Origin of the sequence: Micromonospora sp. WMMC250, from assembly GCF_027460215.1 — a bacterium.
In the GTDB taxonomy this organism is placed as follows: domain Bacteria; phylum Actinomycetota; class Actinomycetes; order Mycobacteriales; family Micromonosporaceae; genus Micromonospora; species Micromonospora taraxaci.
The window spans coordinates 5488105-5512152 of the sequence record NZ_JAPZBJ010000002.1 but is presented as its reverse complement, the minus strand read 5'-3'; the positions used below and the strand labels follow the sequence as shown (position 1 = coordinate 5512152).

Annotated in this window: 21 protein-coding genes and 1 riboswitch; of the genes, 10 read left to right on the top strand and 11 right to left on the bottom strand. The window is 72.3% G+C overall.

Going from position 1 to position 24048, the window contains the following annotated elements; genetic code table 11:
• Positions 1-48: 48 nt before the first annotated feature.
• From O3438_RS24855 to O3438_RS24845, 3 genes are all read right to left on the bottom strand, one after another.
• On the bottom strand, positions 49-1056 hold the full coding sequence (locus O3438_RS24855) for an inorganic phosphate transporter (protein WP_269683747.1): 1008 nt from the start codon (positions 1054-1056) through the stop codon (positions 49-51).
• Positions 1057-1066: 10 nt separating this feature from the next.
• Positions 1067-1693: a DUF47 domain-containing protein gene (locus O3438_RS24850; protein WP_074314917.1), complete on the bottom strand. Its 627-nt coding sequence runs from the start codon at positions 1691-1693 to the stop codon at positions 1067-1069.
• A gap of 128 nt (positions 1694-1821) precedes the next feature.
• Positions 1822-2763, bottom strand: a complete 942-nt coding sequence (locus O3438_RS24845; protein WP_269682150.1) for a PPK2 family polyphosphate kinase — start codon at positions 2761-2763, stop codon at positions 1822-1824.
• 144 nt (positions 2764-2907) lie between these two features.
• On the opposite strand from O3438_RS24845, the gene sigJ reads away from it, so the two are divergent.
• Complete coding sequence (gene sigJ / locus O3438_RS24840) at positions 2908-3873, top strand: RNA polymerase sigma factor SigJ (RefSeq protein ID WP_269682149.1); 966 nt, start codon at positions 2908-2910, stop codon at positions 3871-3873.
• A 21-nt stretch (positions 3874-3894) separates the two neighbouring features.
• On the opposite strand, the gene O3438_RS24835 is transcribed toward sigJ, so the two are convergent.
• Positions 3895-4401: a DUF402 domain-containing protein gene (locus tag O3438_RS24835; protein ID WP_269682148.1), complete on the bottom strand. Its 507-nt coding sequence runs from the start codon at positions 4399-4401 to the stop codon at positions 3895-3897.
• A 102-nt stretch (positions 4402-4503) separates the two neighbouring features.
• On the opposite strand from O3438_RS24835, the gene O3438_RS24830 reads away from it, so the two are divergent.
• On the top strand, positions 4504-6711 hold the full coding sequence (locus O3438_RS24830) for an ATP-dependent DNA helicase (RefSeq protein WP_269682147.1): 2208 nt from the start codon (positions 4504-4506) through the stop codon (positions 6709-6711).
• On the opposite strand, the gene O3438_RS24825 is transcribed toward O3438_RS24830, so the two are convergent.
• A complete protein-coding gene (locus tag O3438_RS24825; protein WP_269682146.1) occupies positions 6708-8018 on the bottom strand; it encodes an AI-2E family transporter in 1311 nt (436 codons plus the stop codon). The two genes, O3438_RS24830 and O3438_RS24825, sit on opposite strands and share 4 nt — an antisense overlap.
• Positions 8019-8178: 160 nt before the next feature.
• Here O3438_RS24825 and O3438_RS24820 point away from each other — a divergent pair, with 160 nt between their 5' ends.
• Together O3438_RS24820 and O3438_RS24815 are read left to right on the top strand one after the other, a co-directional pair.
• Positions 8179-8517 carry a GroES family chaperonin gene (locus O3438_RS24820; protein WP_269682145.1) on the top strand — a complete coding sequence of 113 codons (339 nt, stop codon included), beginning with the start codon at positions 8179-8181 and terminating at the stop codon, positions 8515-8517.
• An 81-nt stretch (positions 8518-8598) separates the two neighbouring features.
• The gene (locus O3438_RS24815) at positions 8599-8766 is read left to right on the top strand and encodes a hypothetical protein (protein ID WP_167393609.1); all 168 of its coding nucleotides are present in this window, start codon (positions 8599-8601) and stop codon (positions 8764-8766) included.
• 79 nt (positions 8767-8845) lie between these two features.
• Here the strand turns inward: O3438_RS24815 and O3438_RS24810 are convergent, their stop codons facing one another.
• A complete protein-coding gene (locus O3438_RS24810) occupies positions 8846-10324 on the bottom strand; it encodes a PrsW family intramembrane metalloprotease (protein ID WP_269682144.1) in 1479 nt (492 codons plus the stop codon).
• Positions 10325-10347: 23 nt separating this feature from the next.
• A riboswitch (SAM riboswitch) is annotated at positions 10348-10468 on the top strand.
• 46 nt (positions 10469-10514) lie between these two features.
• On the opposite strand from O3438_RS24810, the gene O3438_RS24805 reads away from it, so the two are divergent.
• A complete protein-coding gene (locus O3438_RS24805; protein WP_442929651.1) occupies positions 10515-11804 on the top strand; it encodes an aminotransferase class V-fold PLP-dependent enzyme in 1290 nt (429 codons plus the stop codon).
• Positions 11805-11808: 4 nt separating this feature from the next.
• Here the strand turns inward: O3438_RS24805 and O3438_RS24800 are convergent, their stop codons facing one another.
• Entirely contained in the window at positions 11809-13041 is a 1233-nt protein-coding gene (locus tag O3438_RS24800) for an FUSC family protein (RefSeq protein ID WP_269682143.1), read from the bottom strand.
• Between the two features lie 108 nt (positions 13042-13149).
• Between O3438_RS24800 and O3438_RS24795 the strand changes: the two genes are divergently transcribed.
• Positions 13150-13806: an HD domain-containing protein gene (locus tag O3438_RS24795; RefSeq protein ID WP_269682142.1), complete on the top strand. Its 657-nt coding sequence runs from the start codon at positions 13150-13152 to the stop codon at positions 13804-13806.
• Here the strand turns inward: O3438_RS24795 and O3438_RS24790 are convergent.
• Complete coding sequence (locus O3438_RS24790) at positions 13778-14062, bottom strand: DUF4031 domain-containing protein (protein WP_269682141.1); 285 nt, start codon at positions 14060-14062, stop codon at positions 13778-13780. The two genes, O3438_RS24795 and O3438_RS24790, sit on opposite strands and share 29 nt — an antisense overlap.
• 68 nt (positions 14063-14130) lie before the next feature.
• Between O3438_RS24790 and O3438_RS24785 the strand changes: the two genes are divergently transcribed.
• On the top strand, positions 14131-15531 hold the full coding sequence (locus O3438_RS24785; RefSeq protein ID WP_269682140.1) for an FAD-binding oxidoreductase: 1401 nt from the start codon (positions 14131-14133) through the stop codon (positions 15529-15531).
• Positions 15532-15591: 60 nt separating this feature from the next.
• On the opposite strand, the gene O3438_RS24780 is transcribed toward O3438_RS24785, so the two are convergent.
• Both O3438_RS24780 and O3438_RS24775 read right to left on the bottom strand, forming a co-directional pair.
• The gene (locus tag O3438_RS24780) at positions 15592-16128 is read right to left on the bottom strand and encodes a hypothetical protein (protein WP_269682139.1); all 537 of its coding nucleotides are present in this window, start codon (positions 16126-16128) and stop codon (positions 15592-15594) included.
• Between the two features lie 88 nt (positions 16129-16216).
• On the bottom strand, positions 16217-18046 hold the full coding sequence (locus tag O3438_RS24775) for a glycerol-3-phosphate dehydrogenase/oxidase (RefSeq protein WP_269682138.1): 1830 nt from the start codon (positions 18044-18046) through the stop codon (positions 16217-16219).
• 345 nt (positions 18047-18391) lie between these two features.
• Here O3438_RS24775 and O3438_RS24770 point away from each other — a divergent pair, with 345 nt between their 5' ends.
• The 3 genes from O3438_RS24770 to O3438_RS24760 all read left to right on the top strand — a co-directional run bounded on the left by O3438_RS24770 (position 18392) and on the right by O3438_RS24760 (position 22143).
• Positions 18392-20866, top strand: a complete 2475-nt coding sequence (locus tag O3438_RS24770; RefSeq protein ID WP_442929739.1) for a S8 family serine peptidase — start codon at positions 18392-18394, stop codon at positions 20864-20866.
• 16 nt (positions 20867-20882) lie between these two features.
• Entirely contained in the window at positions 20883-21815 is a 933-nt protein-coding gene (locus O3438_RS24765) for a GNAT family N-acetyltransferase (protein ID WP_269682136.1), read from the top strand.
• A 79-nt stretch (positions 21816-21894) separates the two neighbouring features.
• Positions 21895-22143: a hypothetical protein gene (locus O3438_RS24760; RefSeq protein ID WP_269682135.1), complete on the top strand. Its 249-nt coding sequence runs from the start codon at positions 21895-21897 to the stop codon at positions 22141-22143.
• A gap of 58 nt (positions 22144-22201) precedes the next feature.
• On the opposite strand, the gene groL is transcribed toward O3438_RS24760, so the two are convergent.
• A complete protein-coding gene (groL, locus tag O3438_RS24755; RefSeq protein ID WP_145778699.1) occupies positions 22202-23824 on the bottom strand; it encodes a chaperonin GroEL in 1623 nt (540 codons plus the stop codon).
• Positions 23825-24048 lie beyond the last annotated feature (224 nt).

The following is a 24048-nucleotide window of genomic DNA, read 5'->3' as shown; positions in this document are numbered from 1 at the left end:
GACGGAGGCCCCCGGGTGACCGGGGGCCTCCGACGCCAAGCGGAACGGTCAGCCGAAGAGCGGCCGGACCAGCAGGTAGGTGACGCAGGCGATCAACGCGGCGGCCGGGAACGTGATGATCCAGGCGATCACGATGTTGCCGGCGACGTTCCAGCGGACCGCTGACAGCCGCTTGGTCGCGCCCACACCCATGATCGCCGAGGTGATCGTGTGGGTGGTGGAGATGGGCGCCTTGAGCACCAGGGCGTTGAAGTAGAGCACCGCGCTGGCCACCGTCTCGGCCGCGAAGCCCTCCGGCGGCCCCAGGTCGATGATCTTCCGGCCCAGCGTCCGGATGATCCGCCAACCACCGGCGTACGTGCCCAGGGCCAGCATCGTCGCCGACGTCCAGAACACCCAGCCCGGGATGTGCGTCTTGCTCTCCTGGAAACCACCGGTGTACAGCGCCAGCACCACGATGCCCATGGTCTTGGCGGCGTCCTGCATGCCGTGGCCGACGGACATGGCGGCCGCCGAGGCGGTCTGCGCCCACCGGAAGCCCCGGTTGAGCTTGCCCGGCTGACCCTTCCGGAACAGCCACAGGATGGCGAGCATCACGAGGTAACCGAGGGTGAGACCGACGATCGGCGAGAGCACCATCGGCAGCAGCACCTTCTCGCCGATGTTGACCCACTGCACGATGCCGCCGGTGGACAGCAGGGTCGCGCCGACCAGGCCGCCGAAGAGCGCGTGCGAGGACGACGAGGGCAGACCGAAGTACCAGGTGATCAGGTTCCAGGCGATGGCGCCGAGCACCCCGGCGAAGACCACCCCCAGGCTGCTCACCCCGGTGGGCAGAGTGACCAGGCCGTCGCCGACGGTCTTGGCGACTCCGGCGCCGAAGTGAGCGCCGATGAAGTTGCCGACTGCGGCGAGCCCGAGGGCGATCCGAGGTGTCAGCGCCCGCGTGGAGACGCTGGTCGCGATCGCGTTGGCGGCGTCGTGGAAGCCGTTGGTGTAGTCGAACGCCAGGGCTACCCCGATCACCGCCAGCACGGCGATGAGTTCGGGTGTCACGGTCACAGGATCAGGACTCCTTGACCGCGATGGTCTCGACGGTGTTGGCCACGTGCTCGAAGGCGTCGCAGGCGGCCTCCAACTCGTCGGCGACCTCCTTCATCTTCAGCACCGTCAGCGCGTCGTACTCACCGGAGAAGAGCCGGACGAGCAACTGCCGGTTGATCCGGTCGCCCTCGTTCTCCAGGCGGTTGCACTCGATCCAGTAGTCCTCGAGATCCTTCATCGACTTCAGCCGGGGCATCGCCTCGGCGGTCAGCTTGGCCTGCTGGTCGAGCACGTTGACCATCTCGTGCAGCTCGCGGGGCAGCGCCGGCAGCTCGGTCAGCCCGTACAGGTAGAGCAGGTCACCGACCGCTTCCAGGTGGTCCATCACGTCGTCCAGCAGCGAGCCGAGCCGGTAGATGTCCTCCCGGTCGAACGGGGTGATGAAGGTCGAGTTGATCTTCTTGTACAGCTCGTGGGTGATCTGGTCGCTGTCGTGCTCGACCTCGGTCAACCGCTCGCTGACCGACTGCACGTCCACGCCGGGCAGGGCCAGCTCGTTGAGCAGTTCCGTGCCCCGGACCAGGTTCTGCGCGGCCCTGGTGAAGAGCTCGTAGAAGGCGCCCTCGGTGGGGCGGAAGGAAAACTTCACAGCACAGACCTCGTCGCGTCGGTGGAAGGGTGGCGGCGCCCGAAGAGCGACCGCTCGGTGAATGCTAGGAAACGGCTGAACCGGGAATTCGCCGGCCCACCCCTGGCCAGGCCTCATTCACCGGTCGTTTACCTACTGTTCATCTCGGCTGTCCCACGCGTACCCGGCCCCCCAGCACACAGCCGTTCCCGCTCCTCGTCCACGTCGAAATCGGCAGCCGGGTACCCCAGGTCGAGAGTGTCGAACGTCTCACGCAGCAGGTGGGCCACCGCCCAGTCCCTGTACCACTTGCGGTCCGCCGGCACCACGAACCAGGGCGCGGCGTCCGTGCCACACCGGCTGAGGGCCTCGGCGTACGCGGCCTGGTAGTGATCCCAGTGCCCCCGGGAGTCGATGTCGGACGGGTTGTACTTCCAGTGCTTACGGGGGTCCGTGAGGCGTTCCAGCAGGCGCTTGCCCTGCTCCTCGTACGAGATGTGCAACATGACCTTCACCAGGGTCATTCCACCCTCGGCGAGCTCCCGTTCGAACGAGTTGATCTCGTCGTAGCGGGCCCGCCAGGTCGCCTCCGGCACCAGCGAACCGACCCGGGCGATCAACACGTCCTCGTAGTGCGAACGGTTGAACATCCCCACGTACCCCGGCGGAGGCAGCTCGCGACGGATCCGCCAGAGGAAGTCGTGCCGCAGCTCCTGGCGGGTCGGCGGCCCGAACGAGCGGATGTGCAGACCCAACGGGTTCATCGCACCGGCCACCCGCTTGATCGTGCCGTCCTTGCCACCGCAGTCCATCGCCTGGAGCACCAGCAGCACCCGGTGCGCCGGCCGCTCCGACCCGGTCTTGGCCATCGCGAAGAGCATCTCCTGCTGCTGGGCCAGCTCGCCGCCGACCAGCTCCACCTGCGCTCGCGCCCAGGTCTTGCGGTGCTCGCCGCGCCCGGCCGTCTCCGGCAGGCCGGGCGTGGAACGGGGGTCGATGGCACTGAGGTCCACCGGCGCGGTGACCCGCAGCAACTCCCGCACGGAGCCGCCAGAGGGTGCCACGATCTGCCGTTGCTGGGGTGCGCTCATGCACGGATCATCGCCCACCCGCAGGCCATCCGCCCGCCAAGGGCCCCTCCCCCGGACGGCCGCCCGACCGTCCGGGGCAGCCGGTACGTGCGCTTGCCGCGAGGATGTACGCCAGGACGGTGCCGACCGGGAGGATGGTGGGTCGTGCGGAACCTGGCGACGGAGTTCGAGGCCGAACGGGGTCGGCTGCTCGCGGTGGCCCACCGGATGCTGGGAAGCCGCGCCGAGGCGGAGGACGCGGTGCAGGAGACCTGGCTGCGCTACGCCGGTGCGCTCGCCGACCCGGGCGCCCGCGCCGAGATCCGTGACCTGTCCGCGTGGCTGACCACCACCTGCGCCCGGATCTGCCTCGACGTGCTCCGCTCGGCCCGGGTCCGTCGGGAGGCGTACCCCGGTCAGTGGCTTCCGGAGCCGGTGGTGAGCCCGGTGGGCGGCGGACCGTCCTCGGACGGGTACGCACCCGATCCGGCGGACCGGGCGGTCCGCACCGAGCAGATCGGCGCGGCGTTGCTGGTGGTGCTGGAGCGACTCGCACCGGAGCAGCGGGTCGCTCTCGTGCTGCACGACGTGTTCGCGGTGCCGTTCGCCGGGGTCGCCGAGGTGCTCGGCACCAGCGAGGTGTCGGCCCGACAGCTCGCCTCCCGGGCACGCCGGGCGGTCGCCGCGCCGGACGTTCCCCGGCACACCGCCGACCTGGCCGAGCAGCGTCGGGTGCTCGAAGCGTTCGTCGTCGCGACCGAGTCCGGTGAGTTGGACCAGCTGCTCCGGGTACTCGCCCCGGACGTGGTGTTCGTCGGCGACTCCGGCGGGCACTTCCCGGCGGCACGGCGGCCGGTGCTCGGCGCGGACGCCGTCGGCCGTCTCACGCTCGGTCTGTTCGGCCGGACCGGCCGGTACGCCCGACGCGTCCGGTCCCGGCCGGTGCTGGTCGACGGCGTACTCGGCCTGCAGATGGAGACGACGCACAGCGACGGTCGGCCCATCCGCCTGGTCACCGCGTTCGCGGTGCACGAGGGGCGGATCACCGCCATCTACAACCAGCTCAATCCGGAGAAGCTCGCCGCTCTGGTGGCGTTGGGCGACGACGACACCTGGCCGCCGCGCTGGTGAACCGACCCGCCGTGGGCGGTGTCAGACCACGAGAGCCAACCACTTGCGGTACGCCCCGGCGAACGGCTCGGTGCCGTCGCCGAGGGCCCCGAACAGCCGCTGGGCAGCCGCCTCGGCCTCGGCCACCACGTCGTCCGGGTAGCCGAACCGGGCCCGGTGCTCGGCGAACTCGTCCTCGTCGAGCAACTCCACCAGGCCGGTGGCCCGACGCCGCACCACGTCCAGATCCAGGTCGATGAGGTGCACTGTGTCGTCGGATTCCCAGCGGGCCGGGGTGGTGATGTCGCAGTAGACCTCGCTGGTGCGCGGTGGGGGGTTGAACATGGCCGTCCACCAGGCGCGATGGGGCACCAGCAACACGAACGGAATCTTCTCCACGGAGGGCCGGCCGTGGTAGACCGACTCGGTGCCCTCGGGCACGCCGAGCCAGACGCCGAGATCGTCCTCGGTGAGCCGGCGGGCCGGGTAGTCGCGGTGGGCGCTGCCGTCGTACTTGCGGTAGATCACTCGGACCATGTCGCTCGGCATGATTCGCACCCTAACCGATACTGCCCACGCGTCGTAGCGCGGCGGTAACCGGATGGCAGGGCCGACGTCGACCGGCCCGGCCGGCTTCGCGCCACGCGACGGATGGGCGCGGCCGGTGTCGGCGGCGACGGGTACCGTCGCACGGTGACTCCGCCCCGCACCGCCACCGGTTCCGCCACCCCGTCGGCCCGTGCCAAGGGCCGGCGGCGGGGTGCCCGACCCAGCGGCACGGAGCTGCTGGCGGCGGCGGTCGGTGCGGTGCCCGGCGGCGCGGAACGACCCGGCCAGCTACAGATGACCACGGCCATCGAGGAGTGCGTGGCCGACGGCGAGCACCTTCTCGTGCAGGCGGGCACCGGCACCGGCAAGTCGTTGGCCTACCTCGCACCGGCGCTGACCGTGGACGGCCCGGTGGTGGTCTCCACCGCCACCCTGGCGTTGCAGTCCCAACTCGTCGACCACGACCTGCCCCGACTGGCCGACGCGGTCGAGCCGGTGCTCGGTCGTCGGCCCACCTTCGCGGTGCTGAAAGGCCGCCACCACTACCTGTGCCTCGCCCGACTCGACAACTCCACCGAGGAGGAGCCGGAGGACACCCTCTTCGACGCCCCCGCCGCTCGCCCCGGCGGCGGGACGAAGTGGCTCGGTGAGGCGGGCCGGCTGGGCAAGCAGATCGAGCGGCTACGCGACTGGGCCGAGAAGACCGCCACCGGCGACCGCGACGAGCTGGACCCGGGCGTCGACGACCAGGCCTGGCGGCTGGTGTCGATGCCCGCCCGGGAGTGCGTCGGTGCGAGCCGCTGCCCGTTCGGGCAGGAGTGCTTCGCCGAGGCGTCGCGGGCCCGGGCCCGCGAGGCGGACATCGTGGTGACCAACCACAGCCTGCTCGCTGTCGACATGCTCGCCGACCGGCACATCGTTCCGCCGCACAAGCTGCTCATCGTCGACGAGGCGCACGAGCTGGCCGACCGGGTCTCCTCGGCGGCCCAGGCGGAGCTGGTGCCGGAGCTGATCGACCGCACCACCCGCCGGGCGCGCACACTGCTGCGACCGGAGACCGCCGAAGCGCTCACCGCGGCCGGTGACGCCCTCGCGGTGGGTTTGGCCGAGGCACCGGCCGGGCGCATCACCGCCGGGTTGCCCACACCCCTACGGGAGGCGTGCACGCTGCTCGACGCGGCGACCCGCTCCGCCCTGGACGCCATCGGCGACATCAAGTCCGACGACCCCGATCCGGTCCGCAAGCAGCAGGCCAAGGCCGCGCTGGACGAACTCTCCACCACCGCGCAGCGGCTGCTGGAGGAGGGCGACCACGACGTGGCCTGGATCGAGAAGAACGACAGCGGCAGTCGCCGGGCCCTGGTGGTCGCGCCGCTCTCGGTGGCCGGCACCCTCGCCACCCACCTGTACGACGAGCGCACAGTCGTCGCCACCTCGGCGACCCTGGCGTTGGGCGGCCGGTTCGACACGGTGGCCCGCGCCCTCGGGCTGGACGCTCCCCCACCCGCGCCGCCGTCCCCCGCGTCGGCCGCGCTGGCTGCCCGCACCGGCCCCGGTCGTCCGGTGGCCGAGACACCGGGCCGTCGACTGGCCGGAGACGTGACCCCCAGTGCCGTCGTACCGGCCACCGAGGGCCCCGGATGGCGGTCACTCGACGTCGGCTCGCCGTTCGACTATGCCCGGCAGGGCATCCTGTACGTCGCCGCGCACCTGCCCCGCCCCAGCGTCTCCGGGCTGCCCGAGGCTGCCGGAGAGGAGTTGCTCGGGCTGGTCGGAGCACTCGGTGGTCGTACCCTCGGGCTCTTCTCCTCCCGGCGGGCCGCGCAGCAGGCCGCGGAGCTGCTGCGCGCGCGGACCGACCTGCCTGTGCTGTTGCAGGGCGAGGAGGCCCTGCCGTTGCTGGTCCGTCGGTTCCGCGAGGAGCGGGCCAGCTGCCTGTTCGGCGTGATGTCGCTGTGGCAGGGCGTGGACGTGCCGGGTGACGCGTGTCAGCTCGTCGTCATCGACCGGCTGCCCTTCCCGCGCCCGGACGAGCCGCTGGCGGCGGCCCGCGCGGCTGCCGTGGACGCGGGCGGCGGCTCCGGCTTCGCCGCGGTCAGCGTGCCGATCGCGGCGGTGCGGCTGGCTCAGGGTGTGGGCCGGCTGATCCGCGCGACCGGCGACAAGGGCGTGGTCGCGGTGCTCGATTCCCGGTTGGAGACGGCTCGCGGTTACGGGCCGTTCCTGCGGCGGTCGTTGCCCCCGTTCTGGTACACGACGCGCCCCGAGGTGGCTCGCGGCGCCCTGGAACGCCTCGCCGGCACCAGCTAGGGTGCCTGGGAGGCGACGACCACGGCGTCGGGTGGGGTGTCCGGGACCCTTCGGGCGGCGAGCCGACGGACGGCGGTGTTCAGCACCGCGATGAGCGGCACGGAGACCAGCGCGCCGGTGATGCCGGCGAGGACGACACCTGCGGCGATACCGATGATCACCGCGAGCGGGTGGAGGGCGACGGCCCGTCCCATGATCAGCGGCTGGAGGACGTGCCCCTCGATCTGCTGCACACCGATCACCGCGCCCAGGATGATCAGGGCGGTGACCGGGCCGCTGTCGACGAGCGCGACGAGCACCGCGACGCCGCCGGACAGCGCCGCACCGACGATCGGGATGAACGCGCCGAGGAAGACAAGCGCGGCCAGCGGGAAGGCGAACGGGATGTCGAAGATGACCAGGAAGATGCCGATGCCGACCGCGTCGATGAAGGCGACCAGGACTGTCGCGCGGACGTAGGCGACAAGCGTCTGCCAGGAGGCCCGGCCCGCGTCGTCGACCTTCCACCGGGCGGCCACCGGCAGCAGGCGGACCAGGAAACGCCAGATCCGGGTGCCGTCGCGCAGGAAGAAGAACGTCGCGAAGAGCACGAGCAGCGTGCCGGTCAGCACCTCGGCCAGCGTCGCCGCAGTGCTCAGCGCCCCGCTGGTGAACTTCGAGGTGTTGTTGTTGATCCAGCCCTGCGCCTCGTCGATGTAGCGGTCGAGCTGGGTGTCGGAGAGGTGCAGCGGGCCCGTCTTCAGCCAGTTCTGGATCTGCCGGACGCCCTCCGAGGACTTCGCGCTCAACTCCGGCACGCCCCGGATGAACTCGTTGACCACGAGCGTCAGCGTGCCGATGACCGCTGCCAGGCCGCCGACCAGCACCACCGCCGTCGCCAGCGACCGGGGCAGTCGGGCTCGCAGCAGCCAGCCCACCGCCGGCGCGAGCAGCGCGGACAGCAGCAGCGCGATGGCCAACGGGATGATCACGATCTTGATCGTGCCGACGATCCGGAGCAGGGCCCAGGCCACCACGCCGATCACGATCAGCCGCCAGCACCACGCGGCGGCGATCCGCAGCCCGTGCGGGACGTCGGCGTCGTCCCGGCTGGAGGTCGAACTGTGCAGATCCACAGGAGGCTCAGCACCGTAGACCGAGGCGGTCGGCGGCGCGGTCGGCCCCGGTACGGCCGGGGACGCCACCCGGGCACCCGACGACACGTCGCTCAACTCGTCGCTCGACGTGCCCTCGTCGGCACGAGCCGACTCCTGTCGCGACTGGTAGGCGCGGCGAAGCCGCCCGCGTACCCGCTCGAAGCGGCTCAAGCGCACCTCCTGGCAGAAGAGACCGGTCCACCCACGGCGACAGGTCGGACAGCATACGTCCGTTGCCGACACCGTAGGGCAGTTCCGCCACACAGTGCCCCCGCCACCACCGGCGTAACCACCGGCGGCCCGCCGTCGGCCACACGGTAGCGTCTGCGGCGTGACCGCCGACAACGATCTCGACGCCGGCCTGCCGATCCGTCTGCTGCACGACCGCGTGCTGGTGCGGATGGAGGGCAGCGAGGGCGAACGCCGCTCCACCGCCGGCATCGTCATCCCGGCGACCGCCGCGGTCGGCAAACGCCTCGCCTGGGCCACCGCCGTGGGTGTGGGCCCGAACGTGCGAGCCATCGTCTCCGGCGACCGGGTGCTCTTCGACCCGGACGACCGTTCCGAGGTCGAGCTGCACGGCCGCGGGTACGTGTTGCTGCGCGAACGCGACGTGCACGCCGTGGCCGCCGAGCGGATCGAGAACAACTCCACCGGCCTCTACCTCTGACCCACCCTCCCCCCGCCGCGCACCGTTTGCCCGGCCGCACGACGGGAAGCCATCCGGCGACCGTGGCCCTGGGGAGGGACGATGCCGGTATTCGTGAAGAAGCTGTTGACCTGGGGCTTCGTCGCGTTCCTGATCTACTTCGTGGCCTTCCGGCCGGACGGCGCCGCGCAGATGTTCCGAGCGATCGGGGCCGCGTTGATCGCGATGTTCCAGGGTTTCGGCGACTTCCTCACCTCGCTGATGACCTGAGCCGGCGGTCTGACCGAGGCGCCGTTCTGACTGAGGCGCCGGTCCGATCACCTGAGCCGCCGGCCGGCGGTGCCAGCCGTCAGTGGTGACCCGGGGGCCAGGGCGCGGGCGGGCGCAGACCGGGCCAGCCGGGCGGGGCGTACCCGACCGGGGGCGGCGCGGGCGCCAACACCACCGGAATCGGCACCACCGGCTCGTCCGGCGCGTCGACCGGGCGCTGGTGGCCGTCCGGGAAGCGCAGGTGGTATCGGCTGCCGTCCCAGAGCCCGGCCGGGGCCTGCGGATCCCGGCCGACGAAGACCGACCGGTACGCGCTGATCGCGTCCAGCAGCTCCCGCTCCTCTCGTGCGGTCCGTTCCTGGTCGGCGGCCTTCCGGTCCAGGCCCCGCAGGGTGCCGTCGCGCAGCAGGGCCAGCCGGGTGGCGGCGGACTGGTAGCCACGCATCGCCCGGACCCCGGCGTCACCGGCCACCCGGCGCGCCCAACTGCGGGCCGCGTGCCGTCGCCCCAGGCTGCTCAACGCGGCCACCTCGGGCGGGCTCAGCCAACCGGCGCGTACGTAGTCCGGCAGGACGCGTTCGGTGAGCCGCCCCTCCCAGGCGCGCAGCCACACCGCCAGCCCCACGGTGCCGAAGAAGACAGGCACCATCAGGCCCAGGAAGCCGTACAGCATGATCACGGCCTCGCCCGTGGCCTGGGTGAGCGTGGGCAGCAGGTTCCACGTGCCGTGCAACATCATCGCCAGCAGCAGGCCGGCGATCGGGGCGAGCACCCGGACCCGGCGGTCCGCCGTCCGCGCGGCGATGCCCAGGCCGAAACCCGTCATCGAGGTGAAGAGCGGATGGGCGAACCCGAACAGCAGGATCCGCAGGATGAAGATCGCGATGACCTGCTGGATGCCGGTGGCGGGGCCATACCTGTCGACACCGGACGCGTAACCCAACCCGCCCAGGTAGAGGATGTTCTCCACCATGGCGAAACCGACCGCCGACAGCCCGCAGTAGACCAGGCCGTCGGTGATCCCGGACCACTCGCGTCGGCGGAACACCAGCAGCAGGATCGGGCCGAGAGCCTTCGTCGACTCCTCGATGAACGGTGCCACCAGCACTCCGGTCAGCGCGGCCGGCAGACCCCAGTCGGCGAAGCGGCCGGCGGCGAAGTCGTTCACCGTCAGCGATGCGGCGGTGGAGACGAACGCGCCCCAGGCGAAGCAGAAGATCAGATACTTCAGCGGCTCGGGTTCGTACCGGTCCAGCCAGAGGAAACAGGCGACCAGCACCGGCACCGGCAGGATGGCGGCGGCCACCCCGATGAGCAGGGCCTGCACGCCGAGCGACTGGCCGAGCGTGAAGACCATGAACACCGCGCAGGCGGCGATGAGCAGCACCACCCCGGCCAGCGCCAGGAACCGCCGCCAGCCCAGTCGGCGCCGCGGCATCGGGGGCGCCTCGACGGCGGACGGGGCCGTGGATGCGGGCGGCGACGGCAGCTGTGAACCGGGCGGGGTGTCGGCCATGCGGTCAGCGTAGCCATCCGCCGCCGGCTGGTCCGGTCGCATCGGTAGCCGCTATGCTGCCGGCAGGTCACGAGTGCCAGCGCGAAGCCCCGGCTTGCTGGCCGGCAACCCTCGTCGAGTTCGCGGTGGGGTGCCCCGGGTGATGACCGGGCCCAGCCCGATCGGTGTGCTGGGCAAGCGCGGACCCCGTCCCGACAGTGCACCCGGGGTCCCTGACCCCGGAGGTTCCGGCGTGCCCGTCACCCTTCTCCCCTCGCTGCCCACCCGCTTCGACACCGCGCCCGAGCCGACCGCGCCCGAGCCGACATCGTCGGGGCCGCTCGACGTCCTCGGTGTACCGGGCGAGATCAACCTGGACTACGCCGCCAGCGCGCCGTGCGCGCGGGCCGCCGCCGACGCCGTGGCCGAGCTGCTGCCCTGGTACGCGAGCGTCCACCGTGGGGCGGGAGCGTTGTCCCGACGCTGCACCCTCGCGTACGAGCAGGCCCGGCAGACGGTCGGTGACTTCTTCGGCGCCCGAGCCGACGATCACGTGATCTTCACCCGCAACACCACCGACGCGCTGAACCTGCTGGCGAGGGCCCTGCCGGCCGGCACGACTGTGGTCACCTTCGCCGGTGAACATCACGCCAACCTGCTGCCCTGGCCGCGCGGCTCGGTGCGGCTGCCCGTGCCCACCGACCCGGACGCTGCGGTACGCGACCTCGCCGCCGCCCTCACCGAACTGCGCCGGGGCAGCAACCCGGCGCTGCCGGTGCTGGTCGCCGTGACCGGTGCGAGCAACGTGACCGGGGAGCTGTGGCCGGTCACCGAGCTGGCCCGGGTGGCCCACCGACATGGCGCCCGGATCGTGCTGGACGCCGCGCAGCTCGCCCCGCACGCCCCGGTCGACCTGCTCGCGCTGGACGTCGACTACCTGGCGGTGTCCGGTCACAAGCTGTACGCGCCGTTCGGTGCGGGTGTGCTGATCGGCCGGGCGGACTGGCTGGACGCCGCACCGCCGTACCTGGCCGGCGGGGGTGCCACCAGCCACGTCGGACCAGCCACCCACGACGTGAACTGGACGACCGGGCCGGCACGGCACGAGGGCGGCACCCCGAACCTGCTCGGCGCGGTGGCGCTGGCGGCCGTATGTACGGCGCTCGACGACGCCGACCGGGCCGCGCTGGCCGCCCACGAGCAGGCGCTGCTGACCCGACTGCGGACCGGCATCGCCGCTCTGCCGCACGTCGTGGAGCTGCGCACCTTCGGCCCCGACGCGCCCCGCGTCGGGATCGTCTCGTTCGTGGTCGTCGGCTGGGACTCCAGCGACGTGGCCGCACGGTTGGCCGTCGAACACCACATCGGCGTACGCGACGGGTTGTTCTGCGCCCACCCGCTGGCGCGACGTCTGCTCAGCGAGGCGGCGGCGCGCACCGGCCGGCGGGACCTGCCGCCCACGGCGCTGCGGGCCAGCATCGGCCTGGGCACCACGGAGGAGCAGGTGGACAAACTGCTCGCCGCACTCGCCGACCTGGGGTGAGGGCTCAGCCGACGGGTGGGGCGGTGGGCGGTTTCGGTGTCTCGTCGGGTTTGGCCGGCTCGGCGACCGGCCGCTCCTGCTCCCCGAAGGCGGTGCGGATCCACCGGTTCGCCTCCTCCTGCTCGACCCCGGAGGCCACCAACAGGTCGCTCGCTGTGGTGCGGATCTGGGCGACCACCACGCTGCCGGAGAAGCCGACGCCGTCACCGTACGCCCGGCCGGCCTCGCTGACCGCCCGCAGGGACCGCTCCCGGGCCTTCTCCGGCTCCTCCCCGGCAGCGAACTCGTGCTTGAGCAGCCGGACCGACTCGGCGAGGTGACCGACCGCGTCCGGCATCGATTCGGGCACCGGCTCCTCGTCCTCGATGAGGGTCACCGATCGACGGATCAGGGTGCCGCTGTTGCGCATCGCCCGGTCGATCGGGTCGGCCGCCTCCGCGTAGTGGGTCAGTTCGTCGCGGCGGTGCCAGCGGGCCGGGGAGAGGGTGGCCGTCTCCTTCGCGCCCTCGATCGCCTCGCCCAACGTGGCCAGCTCCTCCTTGTTGTCGCGCAGCCTCTCCAGTGCGCCCTGGATGATGGCCCGATCCCGACGGCGTAGACCGTCCGCCGTGACGTCGAGCTGGGTGGCGAGCAGGTCGAGCGCCGGCCGGGCGGCTCGGTTGATCACCCGCAGTGGGTTCAGCGGGAGCAGCAGTGCCGTGACCACCAGGGCGACCCCGCCACCGAGGAACGCGTCGACGAAGCGGGGGATCTCCAGGTTCTGGGTCGACGGGCTCAGTGTCACGATCAGCACCGCCGTGGCCGCAGCCTGGATGACGATGGCCACGCTCGCCCCGGCGAAGATGGTGAGCAGGATCGCGACAGTGACCACCAGGCCGAGTTGCCAGGCCCCGGTTCCGAGCAGGTAGATCAAGAGGTCGCCGACGGCCACCCCGACCCCCACCCCGACGATCAACTCGATGGTCCGGCGGAACCGCTGGCCCACCGACGCGGCGAGGGTGCCGACCGCGGAGATCGGCGCGAACACCGGCTGCGGGTTGCCGAGCACCTTGTGCGAGATGAGGTACGCGATTCCGGCGGCCAGCCCGGCCTGGACGGCCAGCCCGCCGGCCATGCGTACCCGGTGCAGACGGTCGTGCAGGGTGGCTCGGCTCCGATGGCGCAGTTGCTCGGTAGCCTCGGCGATCCGGGCGCCGTCGATGTCCACCAGCCCGTCACGCAGCGCGGTACGTCGCATTATCGGCTGTCGCTTGTCCCGGGCCACGGCCATGGGCGCGACTACCCGTGGTGGGCCCGCTGAATCCTCCCTTCGCCGCGTCGTGGGCGGATGCGGCAGACTCGGGCGGTGGTTGATCTGCTTGATCGGTGGCGGACGGCGGTCCGGGGCGCCGGCGCGAGCCCAGACGTGTCGTCGGGCGGTGCCGGGAAGCAGTTGCTCGGTCGGTGGCGGGAGCCGCACCGGCACTACCACACTCCGGTCCACCTGACGGCTGTGCTCGACGTGGTGGACGAGCACGCCGACCTCGCCGCCCAGGTCGACCTGGTGCGGTTGGCGGCCTGGTTCCACGACGCCGTCTACGACCCGAGAGCCTCCGGGTACGCCAACGAGCACGACAGCGCCGCGCTTGCCGACGAGGTGCTCACCGGGCTCGGGGTGCCGGCGTCGTCCGTCTCCGAGGTGCACCGGCTGGTGCTGCTCACCGCCGGGCACACCGTGGCACCGGGCGACGCTGACGGCGCGCTGCTCTGCGACGCGGACCTCGCCGTGCTGGCCGCGCCGGCGGCCACGTACGAGCGGTACGCGGCGGCGATCCGGCGGGAGTACGCCCACGTGCCGGAGCCGGCCTTCCGGGCCGGGCGGGCGGCGGTGCTGACCGGCCTGCTGGCGCTGCCCGCGCTGTTCCGGCTGCCGCCGCTGGCCAGCCGGTGGGAGGAGCCCGCCCGGGACAACATGCGCCGCGAGCTGGCCGCGCTCAGCGAGGAGTCGAAGGACGCGGGCTGACCAGGTGCTTCGGGCGACGCAGTCCGGCCGTGCGGAGCAGCCGGACCAGTTCCCGGCTCGGCACCACCTGGGCGCCGAGCCACACCGCCGCAGCGAACCGGTCGGCCGGAATGTCGTAGTGGTCCCGGTCGAAGCCGCGCCGGGGTGCACCGAGCGTCTCGGCGAAGGCGTGCAGCTCGGCGTACGAGACGTCGCTGATCAGGTGCGACCAGAGCCGACCGCGCCACGGCCAGGCAGGCCGGTCCAGGTAGAGCATGGTGCCCAAGCTATCCCGCGCAGTCGATCATGTTGATGATCGCCGGCCGGCGACCTAGCCTCGGCTGCATGGCCCCCACCGATCTCCTCGACGACCTGCGCGACGCGCTCGGCGACGACGCCGTGCTCACCGACCCGGACCTGCTGCGGATGCACCAACGGGACGAGGCCGACCTGTGCGCCGCCGGCACCCCGCTCGTGGTGACCCGCCCGCGCAGCACCGAACAGGTGGTCGCCGTGGTGCGGGCGGCGGCGCGGCACGGCGTACCGGTGGTGCCGCAGGGCGCGCGGACCGGGCTGGCCGGCGCGGCCAACGCGGTGGACGGCGCGGTGGTCATCAGCACCGTCGCGATGGACGAGATCCGGGAGATCGACAGGGTGAGCCGCATCGCCGTGGTCCAACCCGGAGTGGTCAACGCGGCGCTCGCCGGGGCGGTCGCCAAGCAGGGGCTCTGGTACCCGCCGGACCCCGGTTCCTGGGAGTCGTCGACCATCGGCGGCAACGTGGCCACCAACGCCGGTGGCATGTGCTGCGTGAAGTACGGCGTGACCACCGAGTACGTCCTCGGCCTGGAGGTGGTGCTCGCCTCCGGTGAGGTGCTGCGCACCGGTCGGCGTACGGCCAAGGGGGTGGCGGGTTACGACCTGACCCGGCTCTTCGTCGGCTCGGAGGGCACCCTCGGCGTGATCACCGAGGTGACCGTGGCGCTGCGACCCGCACCGGCCGACTCGCTGACCCTGGTGGCGGTCTTCCCGTCCACCGCGGCGGCCGGCGCCGCGGTGGCCGAGATCGCGGCTCGTGGCCTCACCCCGAGCCTGTTGGAGCTTCTCGACCAGACCCATTTGCGGGCGATCGAGGCGTACCAGCCGATGGGGTTGCGCACCGACGCGCAGGCGCTGCTGCTGGCCGCGGCGGACACCGGCCCCCGGGCCGCCGACGACCTGGCCGGCCTGGCCGCTGTCTGTGAGGCGGCCGGCGCCGACGAGGTCTACGCGGCGACCGACGCGGTGGAGGCGGCGGCGCTCCTACAGGCTCGCCGGCTGGCGCACCCGGCGATGGAGAAGTTCGCCGCCGACGCGTACCCGGGCGGTAACGGCGGTCTGGTGATCGACGACGTGGCGGTGCCGCGTGGCTCGCTCGCGGCGCTGCTGGACGGGGTGGCCCGGATCGCGGCGGAGTGCGAGGTGCCGATCGGCGTGGTGGGGCATGCCGGGGACGGCAACATGCACCCGAACATCGTGGTCGACCGGGCCGACCCGGCGAGCGTGGAGCGGGGCCGGCGGGCGTTCGACGAGATCATGCGGCTCGGCCTCGACCTGGGCGGCACGTGCACCGGCGAGCACGGGGTGGGGCTGCTCAAGCGGGACTGGCTGGCCCGGGAGATCGGGCCGGTCGGCGTCCGGGTGCACCAGGCGATCAAGTCGGCGCTGGACCCGGCCGGGCTGCTCAACCCGGGCAAGGTGCTCTGACCGGCCGGGGTCAGCCCCTGAAAGCGGCTGGGGTCAGCCCTTGACCTCGGCCGGCTGGGGTCAGCCCTTGACCTCGGCCGGGGTCGCCTGGGTGAGCAGCAGCAGGATCTCGCCGGCGACAGGAGTGCGCTCCTCCCCCGGGCAGTCCTGCGAGGTGATCAGCCCGGACGAGGTGATGAGGCTGGACGTCAACGCGTCGATGCAGGTGGTCCGGTAGCGCCGGGCCTGGTCGGTCTCGTCGGCGAGTGCCGGGTTGGCGAGCAGCACCTGGAGCCGTTCGGTCAGCTCCGGGGCGAGGGTGCCCCGGGAGGTCACCCCGTCGCCGGCGCAGTCGAGGCACTGCCACGCGCCGTTGCGCTCGACGCTCAGGGTGCGCAGTGGGCCGTCCTCGCCGAGCCGTTGGATCAGGCTGACCTGACCTGCGGCGACGGTGGTGGGTATCTCCAGTTGCGACCCACCTCCCGCCACGGCTGCGCTCGGTTGCGCGACGTTTTTACCCGGCTCGTCGCCGTCGAACAGCGAGCACCCGGTCAGGGCACCGGCGAGCGCGACGGCGAGGAGGGGTGAGAGCAGACGGGGGTGCGCGCGGGGTAGCACGCGCGGAAACCTACCCCACCGTAGGTAGCGTTCGAAACCACCATCCGGGTCGGTATCGATGGTTACCCATTGGTAACGTCGCAATTCGTCATCGAGCGGACGATCGCAGCTCCGCCTGGTCGTCGCCACCCCGGTCTGCCGCGTAACCCCGAACGTCCGGAGCACCGAGCCGGGCCGCGTCCGCCGCCGCGTCGTCCGGCATCAACTGGGACTGCCGCTCCGCCTCCACCCGGGCGCGGTAGTGCTCCACCTCGCGGGCCCGGGTCGCCGCGTCCCACCCGAGCACCGCGCCCATCAACTCGGCGGCGTGCTCCGCCGACTCCAACCCCCGATGACTGGTCTCGAACGAGATCCGCGTCCGTCGGGTCAGCACGTCCTCCAGGTGCAGCGCGCCCTCGGCCCGCGCCGCGTACGCGACCTCCGCCGCCAGGTACTCCGGAGCACCCGCCAGCGGAGACGCGAGCAGCGGATCGGCGTCGACAAGCGCCAGCAGATCCAGGGTGAGGCTGCCGTACCGCTCCAGCAGGTGCTCCACCACACCCACCGGCACGCCGTGCCGGCGAGCCAGGTCGGCCCGGTCCCGCCACATCGCCGGGTACCCGTCGGCGCCCAGCAGCGGCAGATCGGCGGTACGCGACGGGCGGGTCCCACCGAGCCTGCGGGCCGCACGGTCGACCACGTCGGAGGCCATCACCCGGTACGTCGTGTACTTGCCACCGGCGACCAGCAGCAATCCGAGCATCGGCTCGAAGACCGCGTGTTCGCGGGAGAGCTTCGAGGTCGAGTCGGCCTCCCCGGCCAGCAGCGGTCGCAGCCCCGCGTAGACGCCCTCGATGTCGGCGGTGGTCAACGGACGGTCCAACACCGTGTTGACCTGGTCGAGGAGGTAGTCGATGTCGCTCGCGGAGGCCGCCGGGTGGGACCGGTCCAGCCGCCAGTCGGTATCCGTGGTGCCGATGATCCAGTGCCCGCCCCACGGGATGACGAAGAGCACCGACTTCGCCGTACGCAGGATGAGCCCCGTCTCGCCGGTGATCGCCGACCGGGGCACCACCAGGTGCACCCCCTTGGACGCGCGCACCCGGATGCCGGGCCGCAGGCCCACGTCGTTGAGCATCCGGGACATGTCGTCGCTCCACACGCCGGTGGCGGCGATGACCGTGCGGGCGTGCACCTCGAACTCCGCGTCCGGTGAGCCGGCCGGCGCCTCCAGGTCGCGTACGCGCACACCTGTCACCTCACGCGCCTGCCGGATCAGCCCGACGGCACGGGCGCTGCTCACCACTGTCGCGCCGAGACTGGCCGCGGTGCGGGCCAGGGTGACCACCAGGCGGGCGTCGTCGACCTGCCCGTCGTAGTAGCGGATCGCCCCGGCCAGCGCGTCGGCCCGCAGACTCGGGAAGATCCGGCGGGCGCCCTCCCGGGTCAGGTGCCGGTGCAGCGGCATCCCCCGGCCACCGCCGAAGAGCCCGGCGAAGGCGTCGTAGGTGGCCACGCCCGCGCCGTAGTACGAGCGGCGGAAGATCCGGGCCGGCAGGTCGCGCAGGCCCCGCCCGGCCGGCAGCGGCACCAGGAACGGCACCGGACGCACCAGGTGCGGCGCGAGCCGGGTGGCGAGCAGGCCGCGCTCGGTGAGCGCCTCGTGCACCAGGTGGAACTCCAACTGCTCCAGGTAGCGCAGGCCGCCGTGGATGAGTTTGCTGGACCGGCTGGAGGTGCCGGCGGCGAGGTCGCGGGCCTCGACGAGGGCCACCTTGAGGCCCCGGGACGCCGCGTCCAGGGCCGCGCCGGCACCTGTCACCCCGCCCCCGATGACCAGCACGTCGAAGCGCTCGGCGCGCAGTCGACGCAGGTCGGACGCACGGCGGACCGGCGACAACTGGCCGGCGACGGATCGGGAGACATTCGGATCACGCACCCGTCCACGGTAACCCCGTGCCAGCCTGTCGACATTCGTCGCCCGACCCGCCGCGCGCACCAGCCGCCACGACACGTCCGGCCGCCCCGCCCCGCCCCGCCCCGAGCCCGCCCGGCTGCCGGAAACTGTCCAAGATCTGCACGGCTCTGATACCCCGCGACCCGACGGTCGGGTCGAAACCCTTCGTCGTGGTCGTAAGGTTCTCGGATGCACGGTCAGCCTTCGTACCCCGGACTCAACCACCGCAGCTCCCCCTGGCCCGCGGTGGCGGCCGTGTTCGTCGGCTGTTGGACCGTCGCCGTCACAGTGGCCGTCCAGTCCGGCGGCTGGGTCACCGACCAGGTGATGCTCGGCTTCGGACGGGATCGGGTCGGCTGGCTCTGGCCGGTGCTCGGCCTGGCCGCTGTCGTGCTGGTGGGCACGCCCGCCCTGCTGCTGGCCGTCGTGCCCCGGTCGACAACGGTCCGGGCCATCGGACGGGTCTGGTTCGTCGGGGCCGTCGCACTGGGGGTGCTCACCGCGCTGCGGGTCGTGCCGCCGGTGCACCACGAGGCGTACCTCGCCGCGCTGGCCGCCATCGCCACGCTCACCGCGCTCGTCGTCCGCCGGTCGACCCGCCGGCAGGCGTACCCCGGAGCAGCCGCAGCGGTCAGCGGCACGGCACCCACCGACAACAGCGAGGCCGCACGGACCGGGGCCGACGACACCGCGCGGAACGAAGCCCACGACACCGCGCGGACCGAGCCCGACGACACCGCGCGGACCCAAGCCCACGACACCGCGCGGACCGAGGCCGAGGTCGGGGCAGAGCGGGCCGGGCGTGCCCGCCGACCCGGGTCGGTGCCGCTGCTCGCGGTCGCGGCCGGGTTGGCGACGCTGCTGCCGTGGGCCTGGCTGGGTGCGCTCGGCGGGCTCCTGGAGACGTTGCTCGCGCTGCTGGCGTCCGCCGCGCTCGGAGTGTTGGCCGCGACCCTGCTGGACGCCACGTTCTGGTCCCGGTTCGCGGTCGGCCGGCCACCCCGGCCGGGCCGGTTGGTGCTGGTCGGAGGCCTGGTTGCCGGGGTGACGCTGCTTCTGCTCGCGGCCGGCACCGGTCAGGCCGGCGCGCAGTTGCCCGCGCTGTGGACCCTGCCACCGGTGGCCTTCGCACTGGCCGCTCTGTGGGCTGCGGCCTGGCGGCCCACCGTCGACCCGGCCGACGCCGCACGCGCCGGTCGGACGGCGACCGGTTGGCTCGTGGGCCTGACCGCGCTCGGCCCGCTCGCCTTCACCGACCCGGAAGAGATCAGCCTGCTGCTGGTCGGCACCCGGGACGTTCCGTTCTGGGTGGCGGCCGCCGTCGGCGCCGGGCTCGCCGTCGCCGTCCTGGTCGCCATCGGGTACGCGGTGCTGCTCGCCCGGCCGTCGGCGCGTACCCCGAACCGTCGGGTCGCCGCGGTGGCCGCCGTTGTCATGGTGGTGGCGTTCGGCGTGGTCGACCTCGGCCCCGGCCAGCCCGGCCTCTACGGCGAGCGGCTGCTGGTGGTGCTGCGCGCGCAGGCGGACCTGACCGGTCTGCCGACCGGCGCGGCGGGTCGGGCCGGGCGGGACGCCCGCGCGACGGAGGTCTACCGGCGGCTGGTGGCGACCGCCGAGCAGAGCCAGGCCGACCTGGTCCGGGAGCTGAACCGACTCCGACTCGACCCGGTGTCGTACTACCTCGTGAACGCCGTCGAGGTGGACGGCGGCCCGGCGGTGCGCGCGTGGCTCGCCCGCCGGCCGGAGGTGGCCCGGGTGCTGATCAGCCAACGCCTCCGCCCACTACCGGCCCCGGCCGGGCAGAGCCGGGGCACGGCACCCAAGCCCACCGGTCCGGAATGGAACATCAGCCAGATCGGTGCCGACAAGGTCTGGTCCCAGCTCGGGATAACCGGATCGGGCATCGTTGTCGGCAGCTCGGACTCGGGGGTGGACGGCAGCCATCCGGCGCTGCGAGAGCAGTTCCGCGGTGGCGACGACTCCTGGTACGACCCGTGGGACGGCACCCGCAGCCCCATCGACCAGGGCGGGCACGGCACCCACACGGTCGGCAGCGCGGTCGGGCGGGACGGCATCGGGGTGGCCCCGGACGCGCAGTGGGTGGGCTGCGTCAACCTGGACCGCAACCTCGGCAGCCCCGGGCACTACCTGGACTGCCTCCAGTTCATGCTGGCGCCCTTCCCGACCGGTGGTGACCCGTTCACTGACGGCCGCCCGGAGCGCGCGCCGCAGGTCCTGACCAACTCGTGGGGCTGCCCACCCATCGAGGGGTGTGACCGGCGTGTGCTGCGGCCGGCCACCGCTGCACTGGACGCCGCCGGGATCTTCGTGGTGGCCGCGGCCGGCAACACCGGCCCGTGGTGCGCGTCGATCGACGACCCGCCGGCCCCGTTCCCCGACGTGCTGACCGTGGGCGCTGTGGACTCGCAGGGACGGGTCGCCGAGTTCTCCTCGCGGGGGCCGGTTCCGGGCGTGGGTAAGCCGGATGTGCTGGCGCCGGGTGTGGGTGTGTTGTCGGCCATGCCGGGTGGCACGTACGCGGCGCTGGACGGCACCTCGATGGCGACCCCGCAGGTGGCAGGGGTCGTCGCGCTGATGTGGTCGGCGAACCCGGCGCTGGTCGGCGACCTGACCCGGACCCGACAGATCCTGCGGGACACCGCCACGGCGGCCACCCCGACATACCGCTCCCGCAACCCGTCCGACGACTGCGGCACTCCGTCGAACGTCACCGGTGCCGGCCAGGTCGACGCGTTCGCCGCGGTCAGCACCGCCGCGGGGGTGCGACCCGCTAACCGGTGATCTAGGGTCGGCGACCATGGACGCCGAGATCACCGTCACCGAGCTGAGCGCCGACCTGATCCCCGCCGTGGTGCGGCTCTGCGAGCAGGCCCTTGACCTGCCCGAGGACGCCGCCGAGGCGGCACCCGTCGTGGACGTGCTCTGGCCTCGGGCCGCCCGCGACCGGTGGGTGGTGGGGCTGGGCGCGTACCGGGGTGCGGACCTGGTCGGTGCGTTGATCTGCTCGGAGTCGTCGACCGAGCCGGGCATCGGGCACATCGACCTGGTCGCGGTCCTTCCGCAGCAGCGCCGCCGGGGCGTCGGCCGTTCGCTGCTGCGCCGGGCCGAGCAGGTGCTCGCCGAGCGCGGTGTGACCGAGGTGTTGCTGGCCGGGAACCCGCCGTACTACGCGTGGCCGGGCATCGACGTCCGCTACACGCCGGCGGTGTGCGCCACCCTCGCGCTGGGCTACCAGCAGGACCGGACCGCCTGGAACATGACCGCCGACCTGTCGTACGACGGGTCGCCGGCACTGCGGTCCACGGAGGCGGCGGAGCGTCGGCTGGCCGACCAGGGCGTGACGGTACGCCGGGCGGAGCCGAGGGATCTGGCGGCGCTCACCGCGTTCGCCCGGTCCACCTTCGGCGGCACGTGGGACGGTGAGTTGAGCGGTTCGGTGGGTCGTGACGGTGCCGGCTGCCACCTGGCGGAGCGGGATGGCGAGGTGCTCGGCTTCGCCGCGTACGGGTCGTCGCGGCCGAGCTGGTTCGGGCCGATGGGCACCGCACCGGCGGCCGAGGGCTCGGGCATCGGTGGGGTGCTGCTGCGGCGCTGCCTCCGGGATCAGCAGGCGGCCGGGCTGGATCGGGCGCAGATCGGCTGGGTGGGCCCGGTGCCGTTCTACTCGGGCAGCGCGGGCGCCTGGATCGAGCGGGTCTTCTTCCTGTACCGACGGACGTTGACGGAATAAAAACGTCAAACGGGACATGGATCCATTCGCCCGCATCGGGCCATCGACGCCCCCTACCGTTTCGGTAGAGGAGGCAGCCATGACCACGGATGACGACCAGACCGAGGACGGCCCGCCGATCACCTGGAAACCGGTCGGCGAGCTCCCCGGCCAACTGCCGTTCGACCGGCTCGACTACGGCGATGCCGAGCAACTTGCCGAGATGACCACCGACGGGGAGCCGCCGGTGGTCGAGGAGCCGCGCGAGATGGTGGACGCCCCGATCCAGCTGCTTCCGCCGTACGACCGGACGCGGAAACGGCGCAACCAGCGCCCCCTACCGACCTGACGACGAACGGGGCGGACCGCGTCAGCGGCCCGCCCCGTTCGGTGTGTCGGAACTGGACTCAGAAGTCCATGTCCCCGCCACCCGGGCCAGCCGGGGCAGCCGGGGTCTTCTCCGGCTTGTCCGCGACAACGGCCTCGGTGGTGAGGAACAGCGCCGCGATGGAAGCGGCGTTCTGCAGCGCGGAGCGCGTCACCTTGGCCGGGTCGATGATGCCCGCGGCCAGCAGGTCGACGTACTCGCCGTTGGCGGCGTTGAGGCCGTGACCCGACTCGAGGTTACGGACCTTCTCCACCACGACGCCGCCCTCGAGGCCGGCGTTGACGGCGATCTGCCGCAGCGGGGCGTCCAGCGCGACCTTGACGATGTTCGCACCGGTCGCCTCGTCGCCGACCAGGTCGAGCTTGTCGAAGGCAGTCTTGCCGGCCTGGACCAGCGCGACGCCACCACCCGGGACGATGCCCTCCTCGACGGCGGCCTTCGCGTTGCGAACGGCGTCCTCGATGCGGTGCTTGCGCTCCTTGAGCTCGACCTCGGTGGCCGCGCCGACCTTGATGACCGCAACGCCGCCGGCCAGCTTGGCCAGCCGCTCCTGCAGCTTCTCCCGGTCGTAGTCGGAGTCGCTCTTGTCGATCTCGGCCCGGATCTGGTTGACCCGGCCCTGGATCTGCTCGGCGTCACCGGCACCGTCGACGATGGTGGTCTCGTCCTTGGTCACCACGACCTTGCGGGCGCGGCCCAGCATGTCGAGGCTGGCGGCGTCGAGCTTGAGGCCGACCTCCTCGCTGATGACCTGGCCACCGGCGAGGATGGCGATGTCGGTCAGCATGGCCTTGCGGCGGTCACCGAAGCCCGGCGCCTTGACGGCGACCGACTTGAAGGTGCCACGGACCTTGTTGACCACCAGGGTGGCGAGAGCCTCGCCCTCCAGGTCCTCGGCGATGATCAGCAGCGGCTTGCCCGACTGCATGACCTTCTCCAGGATCGGGAGCAGGTCCTTCACCGACGAGATCTTGCTGTTGGCGATCAGGATGTACGGGTCGTCGAAGACGGCCTCCATACGCTCCGGGTCGGTCATGAAGTAGGCCGAGATGTAGCCCTTGTCGAAGCGCATACCCTCGGTGAGCTCCAGCTCCAGCCCGAAGGTGTTGCTCTCCTCGACGGTGATGACGCCTTCCTTGCCGACCTTGTCCATCGCCTCGGCGATGATCTCGCCGACGGTGCTGTCACCAGCGGAGATGGAGGCGGTGGAGGCGATCTGCTCCTTGGTCTCGACGTCCTTGGCGAGCTTGGACAGCTCCTCCGAGACGCTCGCGACCGCGGCCTCGATGCCCCGCTTCAGGGCCATCGGGTTGGCGCCGGCGGCCACGTTGCGCAGGCCCTCGCGAACCAGGGCCTGGGCCAGGACGGTCGCCGTCGTCGTGCCGTCACCGGCAACGTCGTCGGTCTTCTTGGCGACCTCCTTGACCAGCTCAGCGCCGATCTTCTCGTACGGGTCCTCGAGCTCGATCTCCTTGGCGATGCTCACACCATCGTTGGTGATGGTGGGGGCACCCCACTTCTTCTCGAGCACGACGTTGCGGCCCTTGGGGCCGAGGGTCACCTTTACGGCGTCGGCGAGCTGGTTCATGCCCCGCTCGAGGCCGCGGCGCGCCTCTTCGTCGAACGCGATCATCTTGGCCATACGGCGTTGTCCTCCTGGACACTCACGGGCCACCCGAGATGTGTGCCTCGGATGGGCCGCCTGGTGTACGCACCTTGGGACGTCGCCACCTGGCGACGACGACGTCCTTCGGCCGGGCCGGATAGCCCGCGACGACCGGCCATGTGCCGCCCCGGCGTCTCCACGCCGGTGCAACCTGGCCCCACCGTCCCGACCATTGGCACTCACGGTATGCGAGTGCCAAT